Source organism: Deinococcus puniceus (assembly GCF_001644565.1).
GTDB classification, from domain to species: domain Bacteria; phylum Deinococcota; class Deinococci; order Deinococcales; family Deinococcaceae; genus Deinococcus; species Deinococcus puniceus.
The window spans coordinates 2749322-2769181 of sequence record NZ_CP011387.1 but is presented as its reverse complement, the minus strand read 5'-3'; the positions used below and the strand labels follow the sequence as shown (position 1 = coordinate 2769181).

The window sequence follows — 19860 nt, the reverse complement described above, 5'->3', positions numbered from 1 at the left end:
GACAAGGCCCGCCCCCGTTGCTACACTTCCTCTCGCTCGTCAGAATGATTCCTTGTGGATTGTTCAACCCAGTAGTGCTTAACTCTGTGGCAGTCCGGGCTCTTAGCTCAACGGTCAGAGCAGTCGGCTCATAACCGATTGGTTGCCGGTTCAAATCCGGCAGGGCCCACCAAGATTTCTGGGGCGCAGCAGTACGGTTTCGGGCGGTTAGCTCAGTGGTAGAGCATTCGCTTCACACGCGAGAGGTCGTAGGTTCAAGTCCTATACCGCCCACCAATAGAAAAAAGTCCCACCTTTACGGGTGGGATTTTTCCTGTTCGGCGCGGCTCAGTTAACCTTAACGGGCAGTTCCAGCACCACATCTGCCGGACGGATCACATGGTTCGTCGCCTCATTGCCGTCACTCTGAAACAGCTCGAAGGCTGCCCGGATGAGGTAGCGGCCTTGTGGCGCGGCCTGACCTTCAGGCGTCCGTACATTCCAGGTGCCAGATGCCAGAGTCAGAGTTGCGCCGGGCTTGAGGTCGATCAGGTGACCCACTAGGCCGCATAGGTCAACGGCTGGGCTGGGCCGCACCACTTCGCCTGTCTCTAGCCGCACCACTTCAAAACTAAAATCGCAAGCCCCGTGTGAAAATTGCAGGCGCTCGCGGCCCGTATTGGTAAGGTCGAGGCGAATCTGGACGGCTTTGTCCTTTAACTCGACGTTCAATACGGCGCGGTGGGGGTGTGGCAAGGTGTCTGCGGGCGGCAACGTTTGGGGCGGCCGCGAGGTAAAGACGACTATGCCAGCTGGAAGCCGCCGCGCAACGAAAGCCTGCGCGTCAGCTTCTAGCACGGGCAACGCCAACCGCACATCCACACGGTTGAGCTTCTGGTCAATTCCCAACCCTGTCCATCCCCGGACGCCTTGAACAACTTCCTTGGCCTGCAACAGCTGCGCGGCATTAAATTGCCCACGTACAAATCTAACCTGTTGCGGGCTGAATCCGTTGCGGCGCAATTGCTCGCCCTGTTGTGCAAACAGGGTTTCTACAGCGGTCTGCCGGGCCGCCTCATCGTCCAGAGTGGTCACGATATAGAGCAACTTGTCTTGGGTGTAGTAGCCACCAAAAGCGGGCGCGAGGCGGGCGATGGCGGCGTTCTGCTCGTCAAAGTTTTGAGAGGAGCTGCCCTGAGAGGAGCCGGACTGCTGCAACGGCGTTGACGGCAAAGGGGGCGAACCTTGCCCACCCGCTGAAGCGAGGCAAAAGCTGGCGCACAAGATCAGGCCACGAAACAGGGTCATGGCGCTCAGTATGTGGGGTTTGGCCTGATTCCCTGTGAGAACGTTGACCCTCTGTCTCTACGCCGTACTCCGCCGCGCCCGCTTCTCGGCTTCTATCGCCCGCTGGAGTTCCCCGATCTGGCGCAGCAGATTCAGTTGTTCGGCGGCTTCGGCTTCGGCCACTTGGCGCTTCAGCAAGTCCACTTCGGCCCGCATAGAATCGATGCTCATGCTGACCTGAATATCGTCCACGGCAGCGGCGGCGTACCCGTTCACTTTTTGTTCGTACATCTGGTTGGTGTCGCGGGAAATGGCTCCAGTGTCGCGGCCCTCGAACATCAGGCGGATCAGCAGTTGCTCTTCGGGCTGACCCCGGAAGATTTCCAAAATGGAATCGGCATTCGCGCCGCCCACGCCCTGCCCCAGCGCGGCCAGCATCACCTTGCGGACTGATTCGTTGCGCCAAGGGGTGCTGCCGTCCAACTTAGACAGCAAACTGGGATCGACCAGCAGTTGCCGCAGCAGCGACAGTTCCCGGTCTTCTTCGCCCCGGTGGGCACTCATTCCGGCCATGTGGGTATCGGTCAGGCTGCGGCGCTTGGCCTTAGAGCCGATCCATTCCAGCAGGGCTTCGGGCTTGATGCCCAGCGTGTGGCAGGCAATCGTCCGCATCTGCTCCGCGCCCTCATCCAGCGGGTCAAGGTTTTGCATGCGCGGCAGCAGTTCCATCAGAATGCTGCGTTTGCCTGCGGTGGTGCCTACATCGTGCTTGTCCAGCGCGGCCTGTACCCGGTAATGCACTTCGTCGAGGCCGCCCAACAGCGCTTGCCGGATGCCCGCTTCGTCTCCGGCCAGCAGCGCGTCGGCGGGGTCTTTGCCGCTGGGCACACTGGTGGCCCGCACCCGGAATTTGGCCCCCAAGACCTGATCCAGCCCCGACAGTGTGGCCTTGAGTCCGGCCTGATCTTGGTCGAACATCAGCGTCAGCTTTTGCGCCCCCAGCCGCTCCAACAGCATGGCGTGTTCGGCGGTCAGGGCCGTGCCAAGGCTGGCGACTGCCCCCGTAAAACCGTGCTGGTGCAGGCTGATCACGTCCATATAGCCTTCCACCACGATCAATTCCCCGCCGCCCGCCGTACCTGTTCCAGAAATCAGGCTTCTGGCCTTGTCCAGCCCGTACAGCAGTTCGCCCTTTTTGAAGGCTTCGGTGTCGGGTGTGTTCAGATATTTGGGTTTGCTGTTGTCCAGCACGCGCCCACCAAAACCCACCAGCCGTCCCAAATGGTCTCGGATGGGGAACATGACGCGGCCCCGGAAGCGGTCATAAATTCGGCCCGATTCCGGGTTTTCGGTGGTCAGGCCCGCTTCCAGCAGCAGGCGATCTGTGATGCCCCGGCTTTTGGCCCGCTTCACTAGGCCGTCCCAGCCTTCGGGCGCGTAACCGAGTTCAAAGGCGGCAATGGTGGCATCGGTCAGGCCGCGTGCCTTCAAATACTCCAGCGCAGGCCCCGGCAAATGCTCCTGAAAATAGCTGAGAGCGAAGGCGTTCACGTCGTACAGGTCGCGGCTGGACTTCTCGCCGTACTTGGCTTCGACCTGCACGCCCGCTTTTTCGGCCAGTTTCCGCAGAGAATCGCCAAAGCTGAGGTTTTCGGTCTGCTGCACGAAGCTGAAGATGTCGCCGCCCGCCTTGCAGCCGAAGCAGTAGTAATACCCCTGCTCGGTGTCTACCTGAAACGACGGGCTTTTTTCCTTGTGAAACGGACACAGCCCCTTCATGCGCCCCTTGCCCGCAGGCGTGAGGCTCACATATTCCCCGATGACCTCCGCGATATTTAGCCGCGAACGGACGTCTTCTTTGGTTCCCATGTGTTTGCCTCACCCCCCGGCGCTGTGGTTGTTCGATCTGCGTGAACTCAACAGAGCTAGAAGCGCAGTGTACGCTGCCACCCGCCTTCTTGCCAAATCGCGTCAGATTCAGAAAAAGAGTGTGTAGGACGTTGTTTTTGGCCATACTGTTGCTGACTGCCGGACAGAATGCGTGGGCGTCGGCCTTCCGGCTTGGGGGGCCAAAAGCTCTGCGGCCCTGAATCTTCCCCTCACCCCGGCGCGGCTAAGGCGGTGCAGGCTGAGGCATGACACCCCAGACGTACAAAGTCAGCCAGAGCGACACGCAGCACGGCGAACACGGCGAGCATCACCTGATTCGCGGCCAGACCGGGCAGATGCGGCTGTGGCACCGCGAAGAACCCGATCCTGCCAAGCCCGAAAGCGTGAACGACTATGAAACGCTGGGCTACGTGATTGAGGGCCGCGCCGAACTGATCGTGAATGGGCAGACGATTTCATTGGCTCCGGGGGATTCGTACTGCGTGCCGAGTGGGGCCAGCCATACCTACCGGATTGCGGAGACGTTGACGGCGGTAGAGGTGATTACTCCGGGGAAATGAGGGGGTTTGGGGTTTGTCCCACGTTGGACTCCCCCACCCCCCAGCCCCCGCCCCCAAAGGGTGCAGGGGAGTTAGCGTTGCACTAGGCAAGATTGATCTTGTCGCGTTTTAAGTCGACTGAATCGTTCTTCTGAAGCGGAATTGCCACTCGTCTTGAATCTGGAATTGGCCCGCGCGTTGCACGCACGACGGCCTCACATGGATGGGGCGGGAACGATGCGAGTCTGCTCATGCTTTCCCCTTGCGGGGACTCGCAGAACTGCGAAGCAGCGGGAGAGGGAAGTGAGCGTCAGCGATTGCTCTGCTCACTCTCTCCGATCCACACTCCACCAACCGCCCCGCAAAACCCGCCTTCCCACACTTTGACCCTCTGTCCTTCCCCCGTACACTGCCCCAAATGCCCCTTGGTGACGCTCCCAACTACTCCACGCCTCGCACGCTGGGCCTCGCGCTGGTCAGCATTCTGGGGTCTTTGGGGCACTTTGCGTTGGGGGCGGTGGACTACAGCAATGTAGACCGGTATCTGGGGCTGTGGGGCATGTTGCTGGCGGGCCTACTGCTGGTGTTCGGCGTGCTGAGCCTGATCCGGTATGCCGAGGCCCACGACGCCATGACCGACCCCAGCCCACGCACGCCCATGTATTCCACGCCGCACGAACGCCTGACCTTCATCATCGGGATGGGCCTGAACGGTCTGTGTGCTGCAACGGCGCTGGCTTGGGCGGGGGCGGGGCAGTTGGTGCCTTGGCATCTGGCTGCCGCCGCCGTGAACCTGTGGGCGGTGTGGCTGGCGTGGCAGGCGAGGCCGAAAAAGGGAGATGAATTGGCTCCTTAGCTTTCAGGATTGAGCGCCGGGTGCTTGGCCCCTGCCCCGTGCCGGGTCAACTGAAGCGCCGTCCAGATGTCCAGCGCCGTGATCCCCACAACGGCCACTAGAGCAGCTGCGGCATTGGCCCGCTTCTCGTTTTGCGGCCCCAGTGCGAGGGCCAGCGTGGCGATATCCATCGCGTCGCCTGCCACCCGTGCCCAGAGCCATTGCGGCGTGGTCGTCTGTGTCAGAATCGCCCCGCCTGCGGTCAGTTCCCGCACGCCGTACAGGCGCAGCAGGGTCGTGTGCCGCTCTAGCCCCAGCGTGCGGCCCAATGCAGCCGGGGCCACTGCTTCTAGGGTGCCGAGGCCGATGCTGAACCAGCCCAGAAAGTTGGCGGCGCGGTTGGCGGTGTTCAGGGTGCGTGGATGCATGCTACAGGCTCTCGCCCCGGCATGAGCCGCAGCCCAGAACCAGATTGGCGTCAGCTCCTGCCGAGTTAGGCAAGCGGTGAGGAAGGGTTAAGCGGAGCGTGGGTCGGCACAGGAAAGCGGGGCCACTCTGTGATGAACGGCCCCGCCTTCCCAACTGCTTTTACTCGCTCAGTTGCAATTCGGCGTACTCGCTGATCGGCGGGCAGCTACACACGAAGTTCCGGTCTCCGTACACGTTGTCCACGCGGTTCACGGCGGGCCAGTACTTCCAAGCACGCTGCGCTCCGGTGGGGAAGGCGGCCACTTCACGGCTATAGGCGCGGTTCCAGTCGTCCGACATCAGGTCGCCCTGCGTGTGCGGCGCGTGGCTCAGCGGGCTGTCCTCGGCGCTCAGCAGGCCGTCTTCCACTTCCTGAATCTCGCGGCGAATGCCCAGCATGGCCGCCACGAAGCGGTCGAGTTCGGCCTTGGGCTCGCTCTCGGTGGGTTCGATCATCAGGGTGCCGGGTACGGGAAAGCTCATGGTGGGCGCGTGAAAACCGTAATCCATCAGGCGTTTGGCGATGTCTTCTTCCGAAATACCGCTGGCCGCTTTGAGCGGGCGAATATCCAGAATGCACTCGTGCGCCACGCGCCCGCCCAGGCCGTCATGATCCGGCCCGGTGTACAGCACAGGGTACGCGCCGCGCAGTTGGTGGGCGATGTAATTGGCGTTCAGGATGGCAATTTCAGTAGACCGCTTCAGGCCCGCCGCACCCAGCAGGCGGATGTACAGGTACGAAATCGGCAGGATGCTGGCGCTGCCATACGGCGCGGCGCTCACGGCTCCGGTCTGGCTGTCCGAGGTGGCCCGCACGCTGTGGTTGGGCAAATACGGTGCGAGGTGGGCCTTGACGCCGATTGGCCCCATCCCCGGCCCGCCGCCCCCGTGCGGAATGGCGAAGGTTTTGTGCAGGTTCAGGTGGCTCACGTCTGCACCGATAAAACCGGGGCTGGTCAGGCCCACCTGCGCGTTCATGTTCGCCCCGTCCAAGTACACCTGCCCGCCGTGCGCGTGGATCAGGTCGCACACTTCACGCACGTTTTCCTCAAACACACCGTGCGTACTGGGGTAGGTGATCATCAACGCGCCCAGATTGTCGCTGTGCTGCTCGGCCTTCGCCTTCAAGTCTTCAAAATCAATGTTACCGATGTCGTCGGTTTTGACGACCACCACGCTCATGCCCATCATGGCCGCCGAAGCGGGGTTGGTGCCGTGTGCGCTGGCGGGAATCAGGCACACCGTGCGGTGGCTGTCGCCCCGTGCCGCATGGTATTTGCGAATGGTCAGCAGGCCCGCGTACTCGCCCTGCGCCCCGCTGTTGGGCTGCAAACTCACGGCGTCGTAGCCGGTCACGTCGGCCAGCCACGCTTCCAGTTCCGCCAGCAAGTGCGCGTAGCCTTCGGTCTGGTCGGCAGGGGCAAACGGGTGAATCTGCCCGAATTCGGGCCACGTCACTGGAATCATCTCGGTGGTCGCGTTCAGCTTCATGGTGCAGCTTCCCAGCGGAATCATGCCGTGCGTCAGGCTGTAATCCTTGTTTTCCAGTTGCTTCAGGTAACGCAACATGCCGTGTTCGGAGTGGTGCGCGGAGAAAGTTGGGTGCGTGAGGTAAGGCGTGCTGCGTTGGAGAGGGGTGGGGATGCCGTCTACTGCGTCTGCTTCCAGTGCGGCGAGGTCTGCCACCTGCCCGGTGATGACGGAGGTGATGTCGGCCAGATCAGCCAGCGTCACGGTTTCGTCCAGCGTCACGCCCACCTTGCCCGCGCTGAAGCGGAAGTTGATGCCCTTGGCTTCAGCCTGTGCCCTGATTTCAGTCTCAACACCCTCAAAACTCAGCGTGTCAAAGAAGCTGGTCTGAGGGTTCATGCCTGCATCGGCCAACGCCTTCGCCAGTATCCCCGTCATCAGATGCACGCGCTCGGCAATGGTTTTGATGCCTTCCGGCCCGTGCCACACGGCGTAAGCGGCGGCCATATTCGCCAGCAAGGCCTGAGCGGTGCAGATGTTGCTCGTCGCCTTCTCGCGCCGGATGTGCTGCTCGCGGGTCTGCATTGCCATGCGGAGGGCGGTTTTGCCCTTGCTGTCCTTAGAAACCCCGATGACGCGCCCCGGCATGCTGCGCTGATAGGCGCTCCGGCAAGCAAGGAAGGCCGCGTGTGGGCCGCCAAAGCCCATCGGCACGCCGAACCGCTGAGAGTTGCCGATCACGATGTCGGCTCCCTGCTCGCCCGGAGGCGTGACCAGTGCACAGGCCAGCAGATCGGTTGCCACGATCAGGGCCGCGCCGCCCCCATGTACCCGATCAGCAATGGGGGAGAGGTCATGCAAGTCGCCATACGTGCCGGGGGTCTGCACCAGCGCGGCAAACGTGCCTTCTGGAAGTTCTGCGTTGGCCGCGCCCGTCTGCACCTCGTAACCGAAGAACTCGGCCCGCGTGCGGATCACGTCCAGCGTTTGCGGGTGAACGTCGTCGGCCACGTAGAAGACGTTGCCTTTGGCCTTAGCCGTTCGCTTGGCGAGGGTCATCGCTTCGGCGGCGGCGGTGGCTTCGTCCAGCAGCGAGGCGTTCGCCACTTCCATGCCCGTCAAGTCCATCACCATCTGCTGAAAGTTCAGCAGCATTTCCAGCCGCCCCTGAGAAATCTCGGCCTGATACGGCGTGTAGGCGGTGTACCAGCCGGGGTTTTCCAGCAGGTTCCGCAGCACCACGGGCGGCGTGTGCGTGCCGCTGTAACCCATGCCGATATAACTGCGGAAGACCTTGTTTTTGGCCGCCACCGCCTTCAAGTCGGCAATGGCCTGCGCTTCGGTCACTGGCCCGCCCACCTGCATTTCGGTGGGCCGCACAATCGCCGCCGGAACCACCGTGCTGATGAAGGTTTCGAGGCTGCTGTAGCCAAGTTCTTGCAGCATGACAGCCTGCTCGCCTTCGCTGGGGCCGATATGACGGCGGGTGAAATCGTCGGTTTGCAGTAAGTCGGTTAGTCGGCGCATGGGGTAGCTCCTGTTGGGTCTAGGGGTCTAACGGTCTAGGGTCTAAGGTGCAGATATTCGGCGTGGCAGGGCGGGTGGGTACAGGCCAAGACTTGGGGCCAGATTCGCCGCCCCACTGGTCTTTCAAGCCGTTCTTAGACCCTTAGACCCTCGACCCTTAGACCGCGCCTCAGTTGTTCGCGGCGGCGTAGTCCTCGGCGCTCAACAACTCGGCGCTTTCCTCGGTCACGTCGATCTTGAACAGCCAGCCGTCTTCGTAAGGGCTGCTGTTGACGAGTTCGGGGCCGCCGCTGAGGGCGTCGTTCACGGCAGTGATGGTGCCGGTGGCGGGCGCGTAGATGTCCGACGCCGTTTTCACGCTCTCCACCACGGCCACCGTTTCGCCTGCGGTCACGATGCGGCCCACTTCGGGCAGTTCCACGTACACCACGTCGCCCAACTGATCCTGAGCAAAGTCGGAGATGCCCACCGTGCCGTCTTCAGACAGCCACTCGTGCGACGGCGCGTATTTCAGTTCGTTGGGGGTTTGCATGGTTTATTCTCCCTAATTCTGTGTGGTGCTGTGTGGGATCGGCTATGGCGGCGAGTCGAAAATTTAGGACGGCCTTCAGGAACGTTTGTAAAACGGCAGTTCCATGCGCCGCGCCGGGTGCAGTTTGCCGCGCACTTCGACTTCGTAAGCGTCGGCGTTGCCTGCCTCGGCATTCACCAGCGCCATCCCAATCGGGTGGCCCAGCGTGGGGCTAGAACTGCCGCTGGTGACGTGGCCCACCACCGCGCCGCCGAGGTGCACCGGGTAGCCCTCGCGCACCGGAACCTTATCCAGCGCCAGCCCGATCAGCTTGTGCTTGGGCGCGGTCTGGATGTGGGCTGCGCCGAGGTGCGCCGTGTTTTTGACCACCCACGTATAGGTGCTGCTGAGCGGGTGAATATGGTCTGCGAATTCATGGCCGTAGAGGGGAAAGCCCGCCTCCAGCCGCAAGGTGTCGCGTGCGCCGAGGCCCGCAGGCGTCAGGCCGATGGCGAGCAGCTTGTCCCAGATGGTTTCGGCCTCACTGGCGTCGGTGAAGACCTCGAAGCCGTCCTCGCCCGTGTAGCCGGTGCGGGCCAGCCACACGTCGAAGCCGAACAGTTTGGCCGCAAAGTAGGCGTTCTTTTTGGCGGCGCTCAGGTCAACGCTGCTGTGCGGTTGCAGCATCGCCTCGGCTTGCGGCCCCTGCACCGCCAACAGCCCCCAGCGGTCTGATTCATCCGTCAGGGTGACTTCAAAGCCCCCTGCGTGCGCCTGCAAATGCGCCCAATCCTTCTCTATGTTCGACGCATTGACCACCAGAAAGAATTCTTCAGCGGCCACGCGGTACACGTAAATATCGTCTACGAGGCCGCCCGAATCGTTGGGCAACCAGTTGTAGGCGGCGCGTCCGGGTTTCAGCTTGGTCACGTCGTTGGTGGTCACGCGGTTCAGGAAGGTGGCCGCATCTGGCCCAGTCACGCGGAACTCGCCCATGTGAGACACGTCGAACACGCCCGCCCTGGTTCTCACAGCGTCGTGTTCGGCCTTCACACTGCTGTACTGCACGGGCATCTCCCAGCCGCCAAACGGCACCATTCTGGCCCCAGCACGCAGGTGGGCAGCGTGCAGCGGCGTGCGCTTCAGCGTCGGTTCGGGGGTCAGGGTCACGTGTCAACTGTAGCGAACGGGAGGCGTGGGCGTCCGGGTGGTCAGGACAGAGGGGGGAAGTATCGGCCCGGTCAGCCCTCTCACAAATCCTCTGTATTGTGGTCTTGATCTCAAACGGGATTTAGGATATAACATAATCAAGCACCAAAAGGAGTGTCATGACAAAAAATTCTTCCACAGAGTTTGCCCGTATCGCCGAGCAGTACCGCGCCCAAACCAGCCTGCTGACCCGCACGCAGGAAGCCGAACGCCAGAAGGATCTGGTGCGTGTCGAGCGGGCCACGCAGCTCACTACGGGCGGCATCGTGGGCACGCTGGCCGACTTGCAGATCGAATTTAACGCCACGCTGCAAAGTCTGATTGCCAAGCTGGACGGCGAATACGAGCGGTTGGAAGAAGTGCGCCGCGCCAAAGTGGTGCAGGGCGAGTACCTGAACGAATTGTCTCAGATTCGGGTGGTGGCCGACGCTCTGTATTTGCAGCGCGTGGAGCATTTGGAGGGCATGGCAGCGCTGGCCCGCGACGCGCAACAGGCCGCCGACGCCCTCGCCCGTGAGCAGGCCGAGCAAGGCAAGGCGTGGGAAGAACAGCGCCAAGCCTTTGAACGCAGCACCGCCGCCCGCGAAGCAGAGCGGGCCGCCGCGCAGCTTCAGGAAACCGCCGACTACAGCTATGAGCAGACCCGCGAACGCCAAATTGAGCAAGACGACTTGAAGCGCGAAATTCGTGACTTTGAGCGTGACCACGCCGAAGACCGCCGCGTGCGCGAAAAAGACTGGGCCGAACGGGAAGCCGTGTTGCTGGCACAGGGCGCGAAACTGGAAGAGCAGAAAGCGAAATTGGCGGCTTTTCCCGCAGAATTGGCCGAACTGGTGAGCAAAACCCGCGCTGAGGCCATCGAGGAAGTGAGCCGGGAAGCCAAGGTCAAGGCCGAACTGATGGACAGAGATTGGGAAGGCCAGAAGCGGGTCTACGAGTACCGAATTGCGGCGCTGGACGACACCCTCAGCCGTCAGGCGGGCCAGATTCAGTCGCTGACCGAGCAACTGCAAGAAGTGATGAAGCAGGCCCAAGACCTCGCGCTGCGTGCCGTGACTTCTTACTCGCAAAAAGCCTGAGCCCACCAACTCCTTCTCCCCTTCCCCCACTGACCCGAGGATGTGCCCATGACCCTGAAAAAACTGAGTGACAAGAACACCAAAACCGAACTGCTGAGCGGCTACGAAGAATTGCTGGCGACCATCACCAAGCTGCAAGCCGACCAGAAGGCGATTCAGACCGAGAACCAGAAGTTGGCGCGGCAGGTGGCGGCCAACCAGAACAGCCCGGCTCAAGCTGCTGCCCCTGCGCCCAGTACGGTGACCGAGAAACCCGCTGCTGCTGCCACGCGCAACGGCAACACTTTGCAGGCGCTGGAAACCGTGCAGCAAAACTTGGGGGCCACCGCCAGCCAGCTTTCGGAGTGGCTGACGCAGGAGGCCGAAGCTTTGGCCGCCATTCAGGAGCGCGTGACGGCGGAACTGGCCGACCTGAAAAACCTGTACGACCTTCAGCCTAAAGACGGCTTACTGGGCGAATTGATTGCCAGCCACGACGAACAGGGCCGCCAGTTCTTGGCAGACACGGAAGCCGAACGCGCCACGCTGAACCTCAGCCGCCGCACCGCGCAGGAAGCGTGGACGCTGGAACAGCAGGCCCAGCGCAAGGCCCTGAGAGACAGCGCCGAAGCCTTCGAGCGCGAGTTTGAGCGCAAGTCGGAAGCAGACCAGTACGCGCTGGAATTGGCCCGCCAACTGGACGGCGAACAGTACGCCAGCGAAATGAACCAGCAGCGTCAGGTATTGCAAGACCGCCGCGAAACTGCCGCCAAAGCCTTTGCCGAAAGCGAAAAAACTTTGGCCGAGCGCGAACGCGACGCCGCCGACACCGGGGCCAAATTTGCTCTGCTGGATCAGGAAAAGGAATCGGCCCTGAAAAAAGCCAAGGATGAAGGCCGGGGAATTGCTACCTACACAGCCAAAACCCGCGCCGACATTCAGGCCAAAGACATGGAAGGCCAGCGTCAGGCCTTCGAGTTGCGAATCGAGTCGCTGAACACCAACATCGCCGATCAGCAGACCCGCATTCAGAGCCTCACGCAACAACTGGAAGCCGCCAGCCGTCAGGTGCAAGACCTCGCCGTGAAGGCCATCGAAGGTGCGTCTGGAGCCAGTTCGTCCAGCGTGCTGCGCGAAATTGCGTTGGAACAGGCCAAGCAGACCAAAAAGTACTGAGCTTTGGTGGACTGAACGCAAGAACTTGCCCCCGCTCGCCCGGTCAATTCCGGTGCGGGCGGGGGTTGTTTGTTGGCGGTTCCGGATAAACCCCCCAGTCTGCTCCGCAGCCAGCCCCCCTCAAGGGGAGCGCAAAATCTTTAGTCCTCCCCTCTAAGGGGGGGCGTTGCGCCAGCAACGGGGGGGTTCACCTTCCAGCCCAACTGCCCACACCCCCGCCTCAGTCGCCAGCCACCCCGCCCGCACATCATGGGGTTCACTGGGCAGCGTCGGCACGATCAGGTCTGACCACACCACCCCTACGGTCAGGCCAGCAAATCCGGGCAGCAGGCGGTCATAAAAGCCGCCGCCATAGCCGAGGCGCACGCCCTGTTCATCGAAGGCGAGGGCGGGCAGCAACACGGCATCTATGCTGTCCAGCGGCACACGCGGCGCACTCGCGGGCGGCTGAAGCACCCCAAAGCGGCTGAGTTCGGTAGCCGTATCCCAAGCGTGCAGCGTCAAATGTGGCTCCGGCTTCCAGCGGGCGCGGGTGGTGAACAGTTCAAACTGGCCCACCAACGCCGACACGTCCGGCTCTCCCGGCAAGGCGCGGTAGGCCAGCACCCGCCGCGCTCCCTGTGCCTGCAAAAAAGCGGCCAATTGGGTGGTCAGAGCCTCTGATCTGTTCGGCAAGTCGGCCCGGACTCCACGCGCCCAAGCCCGCCATTCTGTTTTCGGGGCGGCTGAGCTGGGTCTATCCGAACTGCTTTGATCTGAGCTGGGCGGCATCCTGAAAAGTATGCAGCGTCTTCACACCAAAACAGAGCAAGCCCGGACTGCTCTTGGGCTTGCTTTGTTTTGGTGCCGGAGGATTACTTGGAAAGTGGGACTGGGGCGGCGGGTCTGGCCGGGAGGCTGACCGCGAACGTCTTCAGGCTGCCCGTGAATTTGGCCGTCTGGGTGGTGGCTCCAGTCGTCAGATTGATGGAATACAGCGTGGTGGTGGTGCCGCTATTGATGCTGATGTAGGCCTCGTTCGCGCCCACGATATCAAAGCCCGTCGCGCCGCTGATGGCGTCCTCGTTGAGGTTGCCCACCGTGTTCAGCACGCTAAAGTTGCCCATCGTGGTTCCCGGCCCTGTGGCCGACGTATGCATGACGAGCGTGTCGGTGCCCGCGTCGATGGAATACAGGGCCGTCGTGTCGCCCGTCACAGGCGCACTGGCAAACGTGTTCGTGTAGGCGGCGGCAGTCAGCGCGGGGTTGGATCCGGTCTTCACGTCAGTGGGGCCGTAGACCAACTTGCCGTCAGCAGTGGTTCCGGCGGCGGCAGAGCTTCCGAGCGGCGTCGTCCGGAAGTTGTCGTCGGTGCTGTTAAAGACGCGCAGGCGGCGGGCAACGGGGTTGAAGTCCATCGCTGTGGGGGTACCCAGCGTCGGGCCGACATAATCCTTGGTGAGCGCGCCTGTGGCCGGGTCGATCTTGTACAGCGTGCCGTTGCTCGACAGACCATACAAGGCGTTGTCCACATTCCAGAAGTCCAAGTCCACCAACGTTTCGCCCGCGCTCAGCCCGGTCACGGCGCGGGTGCTGTAACTCGCGCCCGCGTTGCTGAGGCCGAAGGTTGCCAAGTTTCCGGTGGCGTCAAGGCCGTAGGCTACGCGCCCGGTGGGGGCTTCGGGCACAGGCGTCATATTGCACGAGGCGAGGGCAACGGTAGAAACGGCGGCGAGCAGGGCAAAGCGGGTCAGTGTGTTGGTCATGGGTGGAACCTCCGGTAGGGCTTTAGATAGGTATATGCGAAAGCCGCCCGTTTGGATCACAGGGCGGCTTTGGGAGGTACTTTAGGTGTCTCTCATACCTGAAGGTGCAAAGAATACTCAGGCCTTACCCGATCTCTTTTGGCCCCTTCAGGCCCGTTTTGCCCTCGCGGGCTTGCAGTACGGCGGCCACATCCGCAGGCCCCACGCCCACTTCGGCCATCGCAAACAGCGTATGAAAAAACAAATCCGCGACTTCGGTGGCAAGTTCGGCGCGGTCTCCATTCTTGGCGGCCAGCAGCACTTCTCCGCTTTCCTCACTGATCTTCTTCAGCACGCGGTCAAGGCCCCCAGCGTGGAGGCGGGCCACATAACTGGTTTCCGGCAGCGTGGCAAGGCGTTTGGTAATGGTGGCATACACGCGCTCCAGCGTGCCGTCCAGCCCATTCTCTGTGGCGGCCTCTTCCGGCTGTTCCCCCAACATGGAGCGGTAAAAGCAGCTGTATTCCCCGGTATGGCAGGCTGCCCCGGTCTGTTCTACGCGGTACAAGAGGCTGTCTCCGTCGCAGTCCAGCCGCACATCCACGATGCGCTGGGTGTGGCCGCTGGTGGCCCCTTTAATCCACTGCTCTCCCCGCGAGCGGCTGAAATAGGTGGCTTCACGGGTGGCGAGGGTGCGCTCCACGGCGGCACGGTCTGCGTAGGCCTGCATCAGCACCGCGCCAGTGCGGGCGTCTTGCGTGACCACCGGAATCAGTCCATCGGGGCCAAAGTTGAGGTTTTCAAGGGCAGGAACGCTCATGCCGTGTAGCCTCGCACATCGCCAGACTCCGTATCGCGCCAATCGGGGCGCACCGCGATTCCCTCGGCCTGTAGGTAGGCTTTCACCTGCGGCACCGTCAGGTCTCCAAAATGAAACACGCTGGCGGCCAGTGCAGCATCGGCGTTTCCACCCGCGTCGCCGCCGCGCAGCACGTCGCGGAAGTCGGTCAGTTGGCCTGCCCCGCCCGACGCGATCACAGGCAGATCTACAGCGCGGGACACAGCGCGGGTAGCATCCAGCGCAAATCCGGCCCGCGTGCCGTCGGCGTCTATGATGTTCAGGCACAGTTCGCCCGCGCCCAGCGTTTGCCCACGCACCGCCCATTCGATCAGGTCAAGCCCGGTATCCACGCGCCCGCCGCCCACATGCACCGTCCAGCCTTGCCCATCGGCGCGGCGTTTGGCGTCTATGCTCAGCATCACGCACTGCGCCCCGTGATGGTCGCTGGCCTCGCGGATCAGCTCTGGGCGCTTCACGGCCCCGCTGTTCACGCTGATTTTGTCTGCGCCCGCCATCAGCAGTTGCCGGAAATCCGAGAGGTGGTTCACGCCGCCGCCTACCGTCAGCGGCATCATCACCTGTTCGGCCACCTGCGCGGCCACGTCCAGCATCAGGCTGCGGCCCTCATGGGTGGCGGTGATGTCGTAAAACACCAGTTCATCGGCCTGCTGCGCCTCGTAGGCCTGCGCCAGCAGCAGGGGATCTCCGGCGTCGCGGTGGTTCTCGAAGAACCGGACGTTCTTGACCACACGCCCGTTTTGGACGTCGAGGCAGGGAATGATGCGCTTGGTTAACACCGCTCAAGTGTAGGACGCCCACCACAGCAGGAGCCGCAGACACCCATACACCGGGCAGAGGAGTATTGATGCCAACCCAGTCATTTCAGAGTCAGGTTCATAGTGCACCCTTTGAAGGGTAAAGAAGAATTTAGAAATCAAACCATATTGTGTGCTTTCGACACATAAAGCTGATCAAACCTTGATATAATCTTCATAGTTCAGCGGTACACTGCAGATCGAGACGCATTTCTACGACACGGAGGAAGGGAGAGACTGTGAAGCAACGCCGAATCTTGCTGGTAGACGACAACCCCAACGATGTGGAGTTGGCGCTGACGGTGCTGCGTGACAGCGGCGAGCTTCAGCAGGTCTTTCACAACGTCACCGTGGCGGGTAGCGGCGCGGAGGCCATCGCGGTGCTGAACGCCAGCGGGCCGTCCAATCCCCTGCCCGACGTGATCTTGCTTGATCTGAAGATGCCGCAGATGGACGGGCTGGCCGTGCTGGACGCCATTCGTGCCTGCGCCAGTACCCGCGATATTCCGGTCGTCATGCTGACCACCAGCGGCGAACCGCGCGACATCAGCGATTCTTACGCACACGGGGCCAGCGCCTACGTCATCAAACCGCTGGATTTCAGTCAGTTCCGGGAGGCCATGACCACCATCACGGCCTTCTGGACGCAACTGAACCGCCGCCCGAATCTGGGATAGGACGTCGGCATCTGTTGCGAATTGCGCCCCTGACACCCTCCCCGGCACCCACTTCCCGTAGCATGGGCGCGTGAACGTGGCGCGGTGGGGATTATCGGTGATTGCAGGGCTTTCGGCGGCGCTGATCGCGTTCGGCGTCATTTATGTGCGGGGCGATGTGGGCGGCGTGATGCGATTCTTGCGGGCGCGGGGCGACTTGCGCGACCTGATCGCCAGCGGTGCGGGCGCGGCAGAAGTGGCGGCGGCCAAAGCACAGGCATTGGCGGTGGCCCAAACCTTTGCCGTGCCAGACGTCGCCGTGAGCCTCGTACCGCTGCAACTGCTGATCGGGGTGGTGGTGGGCGCGTTGGTGTGGTGGCTGTTTGGCCGACGCATGGGACGTGCGCTGGGCGGGCAAGAGCGCCCCGACGTGCAGGAGCGCATGGTGTACCGCCTCGCGCACCGCAAGGGCGGACGCTTTACGCTGGCTGACCTGAGTGCCAGCAGCCCGCTGACGCCCGCGCAGGCACAGGCCGTAACCCGCCACATGGTACAAACGGGCCGCCTGCTGCAAGGCAACGACGGCGTATACCGCCTGATCCAGCAGCATCAACCCCAGAATCGGCGGCCCCTGTGACGGCTCTTTTCTCTGCCGCTGCACTGGCGACGTTGCTGGAAGAGGCCAACGGGCACCCGTGGGAAAGTGTGCGCTCGGCGTTGGCGGGGGCCGAGGGGCAACCTCACCCCCGGATCGCGGCGCTGGCCTCGCACCTGACGGCCACCAAACGGGCGTACTGGACACTGATTTCTGCCGCCGCTGCCCACGCTGAGGCCATTCCTGTGCCGCACCCACCGGACGACGCGGGCCTGACCCGCCTGATGGAGTGGGAAGTGGCCGCCGCCCGCGCCCTGCCCGAATCGGCTTTGGGCCTGATGGTCACGCATTCCGGCCAGACGGTCACCGTGTCCGACCTGCTGCGCCTGAACGCCCGCCACACCGCTTGGCACGCCGGACAAATCGCCGCTCTGGCCCGCCGCGAACGCTCCGCCTGAGCCGGGCCGCCGCCAGATGCCCACCGAGCGCCCTTTTCTGCACGATCCTGATCCGGGTGGCACCACGCCGCTGGGAGCCGTGCCGCCCGCCCTGTTCGATCTGGCGGTCAACCGCGCCGACGCGGCCCTGCGCGGCCTGCGCCCCACACATCCAGAAACGGTGCTGGCGGCGTGGCATGCCCGCACCCGCTTTGCCCGCCGCGTGCCTCTGGCCGCCGTGCTGGCGGCGTTGGCCCACAAGCCGTCCGAACCGTCAGCAGCGGGCTGGCACTGGGCTGGGGGAGAGTCGGGGGGCTGGGTGGCGGGGCGTGCGCCGTTTCCGTAAGGGTTCGCCTTCCACGTCAAATTTGAGCCGCGTGTCAACCCCCCAGTCTGCTTTGCAGCCAGCCCCCCTCAAGGGGAGCGCAACAGCTTTTAGTCCTCTCCTCTAAGGGGGGCGTTGCGTCAGGAACAGGGGGTTCACCTTCCGACTTCACTTTTACCCCAGCACCCCCGCCGCCACACGCACCGCCCGCGTCAGTTCGTCTTGCGGCAAATAGGGCAACGGCGGGCGGTCTGGGGCCACCGCTAAGGCGACCTCAGCATTGGCGGGCAAGTGCAGGAATCCGGCGGGCACGTGGGCGCGGCCCTGCGTTTGCAGGATATACAGTGCGTGGTACATCACAAAATTGCAGACGTACAGGCCCGCCGTATTGCTGATGTCGCCCGGAATGCCTGCCTCCCGCCACGCCGCCAGAATGGCCCGCATCGGCAGGGTGCCCAGCAGGGCCGGGGGGCCAGCAGTTTCGGCAGCCTGATCGCGGTAGGTTTTCCCGGCGTTGTCTGGAATCTGAAAATCCATGACGTTCAGGGCCACACGTTCCAGCGTCACCTGTGGCCTGCCTGCCGCGAGTCCGGTCAGCAGCACCGCGTCGGGGCGCAGTTCGCTCAGCAGCGGCAGCAAACGGGCGCGGGCGGCGTGGGGTTCGACGGGCAGCAGGGCCGAGTGGATTCGCAGCCCACCGGGCAGGATCACTCCGTTCAGGGCCTCGGCAGCGGCGGCGCTGGGATTGCTGGGGTGGGTATGGAAAGGCTCGAAGCCCGTCAGCAACAGAGTACGGCCAGCGCGGAAAGTCACCGGAACTCCGGCGCTGTAGGGAGCGGGGAGGCATGGAGCAGGGGCAGGATCATAGCTGCATGGTAAGGAATGGAAGCGTAAGCCGCACAGCCGATGCCTACCGCGCCCTATGCTCGCCCCATGCCCGAACTGCCGGAAGTGGAAACGACGCGCCGAAAAATAGAGCCGCTGCTGCGGGGCCGCGTGATAGAGCGCATAGAACACGACGCGCCGCACAAGTACCGAGATACCCATCTGGCGGTAGGCCGCCGAATTACCGGACTCTCTCGGCGCGGCAAATACTTGATGCTGCAACTGGCCGCCGCCGAAGCAGACGGCCTGCCTGATCTGCCTGACGACTTGCCCCACGACCTCGAACTGATCGTGCATCTGGGCATGACCGGCGGTTTCCGGCTGGAGGCGGGCAAGCACACCCGCGTGACCCTGACCACCGACGGCGGCACGTTGCACTTTGACGATGCGCGGCGCTTCGGCAAGATGGCGGTGGTGCGCCCCGGCCAGTACGCCACGATGCCCACGCTGGCCGGAATGGGGCCGGAACCCCTGACGGGCGACTTTGGGCTGGATGATTTCGTGGTGCGGGCGGCCAGTTGCGGAGCCGTAAAACCTTGGTTGCTGTCTCAAAAACCAGTGAGCGGCGTGGGCAACATCTACGCCGACGAGAGCCTCTGGACGGCCCAGATTCACCCAGCCCAGACCCGCCTGAATGCGGCGGAGGCCACGCGCCTGTACCACGCCATCCGCGAGGTCATGGGCGCGGCGGTGGAAGCGGGCGGCAGCACCCTCAGCGACGGCACCTACGCCCAGCACGACGGCGAGGCGGGGGCCTACCAGCACCGCCACCATGTGTATGACCGGGCCGGAAAACCCTGTGACCGCTGCGGCACTACCATCGAAAAAATCGTGCTAGCCCAGCGTGGCACGCATTTTTGCCCCCAGTGTCAGAAGGTCAGGGCTATATGAGCGATACAGACCTGACCGCCCTGCGCCTGAGCTACACCCGCGCCGAACTGCGCCGCACCGACCTGAATGCCGACCCGTTGGCCCAGTTTCAGGGCTGGCTGGATGAAGCGATTGCCGACGGCCTGCGCGAATCGTATGCCCTCAGCCTCGCCACCGCCGATAGCGCGGGCCGTCCCTCGGTGCGAACCGTGCTGTTGCGCGGAGCCGATGCACGCGGCCTCACCTTCTATACCAATTACGACTCCCACAAGGGGCGCGACTTGGCGGGCAATCCGCAGGCGGAACTGCTGTTTCACTGGGCTGATCACGAGCGGCAGGTGCGGGCATTTGGGCCAGTAGAGCGCGTGAGTGACGAAGAAAGTACCGCCTACTTTCATGCCCGCCCGCGCGAAAGCCAGTTGGCCGCCCACGCCAGCGACCCGCAGAGTGCGCCCATAGCTGATCGTGCGGAGCTGGAGCAAAAGCTGGCCGATCTGGAGGCCCATTTTCCCGAGCATCTGCCCGTGCCCAAGCCCGACTTCTGGGGCGGTTTCCGGGTGAGGGTGCAGGAATGGGAATTCTGGCAGGGCCGCCCCAACCGCATGCACGACCGCTTTCGGTATGCCCGGCAGGAGGGCGGCTGGAGCATAGAACGGCTGATGCCCTGAGCTGTTGCCCGTGCGCCGCCCCCGCCGTATAAAGGTCAGCCGGGGCATAGGGATAGGGTGGACTGAGCAAACTGCGGGCAGGCACGGCTAAACTG

General features: G+C 63.1%; 21 protein-coding genes and 2 tRNA genes. 12 read left to right on the top strand and 11 right to left on the bottom strand.

Going from position 1 to position 19860, the window contains the following annotated elements:
- The first annotated feature begins 96 nt into the window (after nt 1–96).
- Nucleotides 97–172 (top strand) — tRNA-Ile (locus tag SU48_RS12885).
- Between the two features lie 29 nt (nt 173–201).
- Nucleotides 202–276 (top strand) — tRNA-Val (locus SU48_RS12880).
- A 51-nt stretch (nt 277–327) separates the two neighbouring features.
- Here SU48_RS12880 and SU48_RS12875 read toward each other — a convergent pair.
- Together SU48_RS12875 and dnaG are read right to left on the bottom strand one after the other, a co-directional pair.
- Nucleotides 328–1287, bottom strand: a complete 960-nt coding sequence (locus tag SU48_RS12875) for a hypothetical protein (RefSeq protein ID WP_064015594.1) — start codon at nt 1285–1287, stop codon at nt 328–330.
- Between the two features lie 57 nt (nt 1288–1344).
- A complete protein-coding gene (gene dnaG / locus SU48_RS12870) occupies nt 1345–3135 on the bottom strand; it encodes a DNA primase (protein WP_064015593.1) in 1791 nt (596 codons plus the stop codon).
- 266 nt (nt 3136–3401) lie between these two features.
- On the opposite strand from dnaG, the gene SU48_RS12865 reads away from it, so the two are divergent.
- Nucleotides 3402–3716, top strand: a complete 315-nt coding sequence (locus SU48_RS12865) for a cupin domain-containing protein (RefSeq protein ID WP_064015592.1) — start codon at nt 3402–3404, stop codon at nt 3714–3716.
- 397 nt (nt 3717–4113) lie between these two features.
- Nucleotides 4114–4551: a hypothetical protein gene (locus SU48_RS12860; RefSeq protein ID WP_064015591.1), complete on the top strand. Its 438-nt coding sequence runs from the start codon at nt 4114–4116 to the stop codon at nt 4549–4551.
- Here the strand turns inward: SU48_RS12860 and SU48_RS12855 are convergent.
- From SU48_RS12855 to gcvT, 4 genes are all read right to left on the bottom strand, one after another.
- Entirely contained in the window at nt 4548–4958 is a 411-nt protein-coding gene (locus tag SU48_RS12855; protein WP_064015590.1) for a hypothetical protein, read from the bottom strand. The genes SU48_RS12860 and SU48_RS12855 overlap by 4 nt on opposite strands.
- 160 nt (nt 4959–5118) lie before the next feature.
- A complete protein-coding gene (gene gcvP / locus SU48_RS12850) occupies nt 5119–7995 on the bottom strand; it encodes an aminomethyl-transferring glycine dehydrogenase (protein ID WP_064015589.1) in 2877 nt (958 codons plus the stop codon).
- A 169-nt stretch (nt 7996–8164) separates the two neighbouring features.
- On the bottom strand, nt 8165–8527 hold the full coding sequence (gene gcvH / locus SU48_RS12845) for a glycine cleavage system protein GcvH (protein ID WP_064015588.1): 363 nt from the start codon (nt 8525–8527) through the stop codon (nt 8165–8167).
- A 75-nt stretch (nt 8528–8602) separates the two neighbouring features.
- Entirely contained in the window at nt 8603–9676 is a 1074-nt protein-coding gene (gcvT, locus tag SU48_RS12840; protein ID WP_064015587.1) for a glycine cleavage system aminomethyltransferase GcvT, read from the bottom strand.
- A gap of 158 nt (nt 9677–9834) precedes the next feature.
- On the opposite strand from gcvT, the gene SU48_RS12835 reads away from it, so the two are divergent.
- The gene (locus SU48_RS12835) at nt 9835–10794 is read left to right on the top strand and encodes a coiled-coil domain-containing protein (protein ID WP_064015586.1); all 960 of its coding nucleotides are present in this window, start codon (nt 9835–9837) and stop codon (nt 10792–10794) included.
- 48 nt (nt 10795–10842) lie between these two features.
- Nucleotides 10843–11949, top strand: a complete 1107-nt coding sequence (locus tag SU48_RS12830; RefSeq protein WP_064015585.1) for a coiled-coil domain-containing protein — start codon at nt 10843–10845, stop codon at nt 11947–11949.
- A 153-nt stretch (nt 11950–12102) separates the two neighbouring features.
- Here SU48_RS12830 and SU48_RS12825 read toward each other — a convergent pair whose 3' ends face one another.
- The 4 genes from SU48_RS12825 to hisF all read right to left on the bottom strand — a co-directional run bounded on the left by SU48_RS12825 (nt 12103) and on the right by hisF (nt 15311).
- Nucleotides 12103–12720, bottom strand: a complete 618-nt coding sequence (locus SU48_RS12825) for a 5-formyltetrahydrofolate cyclo-ligase (protein ID WP_064015584.1) — start codon at nt 12718–12720, stop codon at nt 12103–12105.
- A gap of 83 nt (nt 12721–12803) precedes the next feature.
- Entirely contained in the window at nt 12804–13694 is an 891-nt protein-coding gene (locus SU48_RS12820) for a DUF4394 domain-containing protein (RefSeq protein WP_064015583.1), read from the bottom strand.
- A 124-nt stretch (nt 13695–13818) separates the two neighbouring features.
- Nucleotides 13819–14493, bottom strand: a complete 675-nt coding sequence (gene hisIE, locus SU48_RS12815) for a bifunctional phosphoribosyl-AMP cyclohydrolase/phosphoribosyl-ATP diphosphatase HisIE (protein WP_064015582.1) — start codon at nt 14491–14493, stop codon at nt 13819–13821.
- Nucleotides 14490–15311, bottom strand: coding sequence for an imidazole glycerol phosphate synthase subunit HisF (hisF, locus tag SU48_RS12810; protein ID WP_064015581.1), 822 nt, complete (start codon nt 15309–15311; stop codon nt 14490–14492). The genes hisIE and hisF overlap by 4 nt, the downstream gene beginning before the upstream one ends.
- 257 nt (nt 15312–15568) lie before the next feature.
- Between hisF and SU48_RS12805 the strand changes: the two genes are divergently transcribed.
- From SU48_RS12805 to SU48_RS12790, 4 genes are all read left to right on the top strand, one after another.
- The gene (locus SU48_RS12805) at nt 15569–16006 is read left to right on the top strand and encodes a response regulator (protein WP_064015580.1); all 438 of its coding nucleotides are present in this window, start codon (nt 15569–15571) and stop codon (nt 16004–16006) included.
- Between the two features lie 70 nt (nt 16007–16076).
- Nucleotides 16077–16622, top strand: coding sequence for a hypothetical protein (locus tag SU48_RS12800; protein ID WP_064015579.1), 546 nt, complete (start codon nt 16077–16079; stop codon nt 16620–16622).
- Entirely contained in the window at nt 16619–17038 is a 420-nt protein-coding gene (locus SU48_RS12795; protein WP_231881629.1) for a hypothetical protein, read from the top strand. The genes SU48_RS12800 and SU48_RS12795 overlap by 4 nt, the downstream gene beginning before the upstream one ends.
- Before the next feature lie 16 nt (nt 17039–17054).
- Complete coding sequence (locus tag SU48_RS12790) at nt 17055–17363, top strand: hypothetical protein (RefSeq protein WP_064015578.1); 309 nt, start codon at nt 17055–17057, stop codon at nt 17361–17363.
- 153 nt (nt 17364–17516) lie between these two features.
- Here SU48_RS12790 and SU48_RS12785 read toward each other — a convergent pair whose 3' ends face one another.
- Nucleotides 17517–18155: a pyroglutamyl-peptidase I gene (locus SU48_RS12785; protein ID WP_064015577.1), complete on the bottom strand. Its 639-nt coding sequence runs from the start codon at nt 18153–18155 to the stop codon at nt 17517–17519.
- Nucleotides 18156–18275: 120 nt separating this feature from the next.
- On the opposite strand from SU48_RS12785, the gene SU48_RS12780 reads away from it, so the two are divergent.
- Both SU48_RS12780 and pdxH read left to right on the top strand, forming a co-directional pair.
- Nucleotides 18276–19118, top strand: coding sequence for a DNA-formamidopyrimidine glycosylase (locus SU48_RS12780; protein ID WP_064015576.1), 843 nt, complete (start codon nt 18276–18278; stop codon nt 19116–19118).
- Nucleotides 19115–19765: a pyridoxamine 5'-phosphate oxidase gene (gene pdxH, locus SU48_RS12775; protein WP_064015575.1), complete on the top strand. Its 651-nt coding sequence runs from the start codon at nt 19115–19117 to the stop codon at nt 19763–19765. The genes SU48_RS12780 and pdxH overlap by 4 nt, the downstream gene beginning before the upstream one ends.
- The last annotated feature ends 95 nt before the right edge of the window (nt 19766–19860 follow it).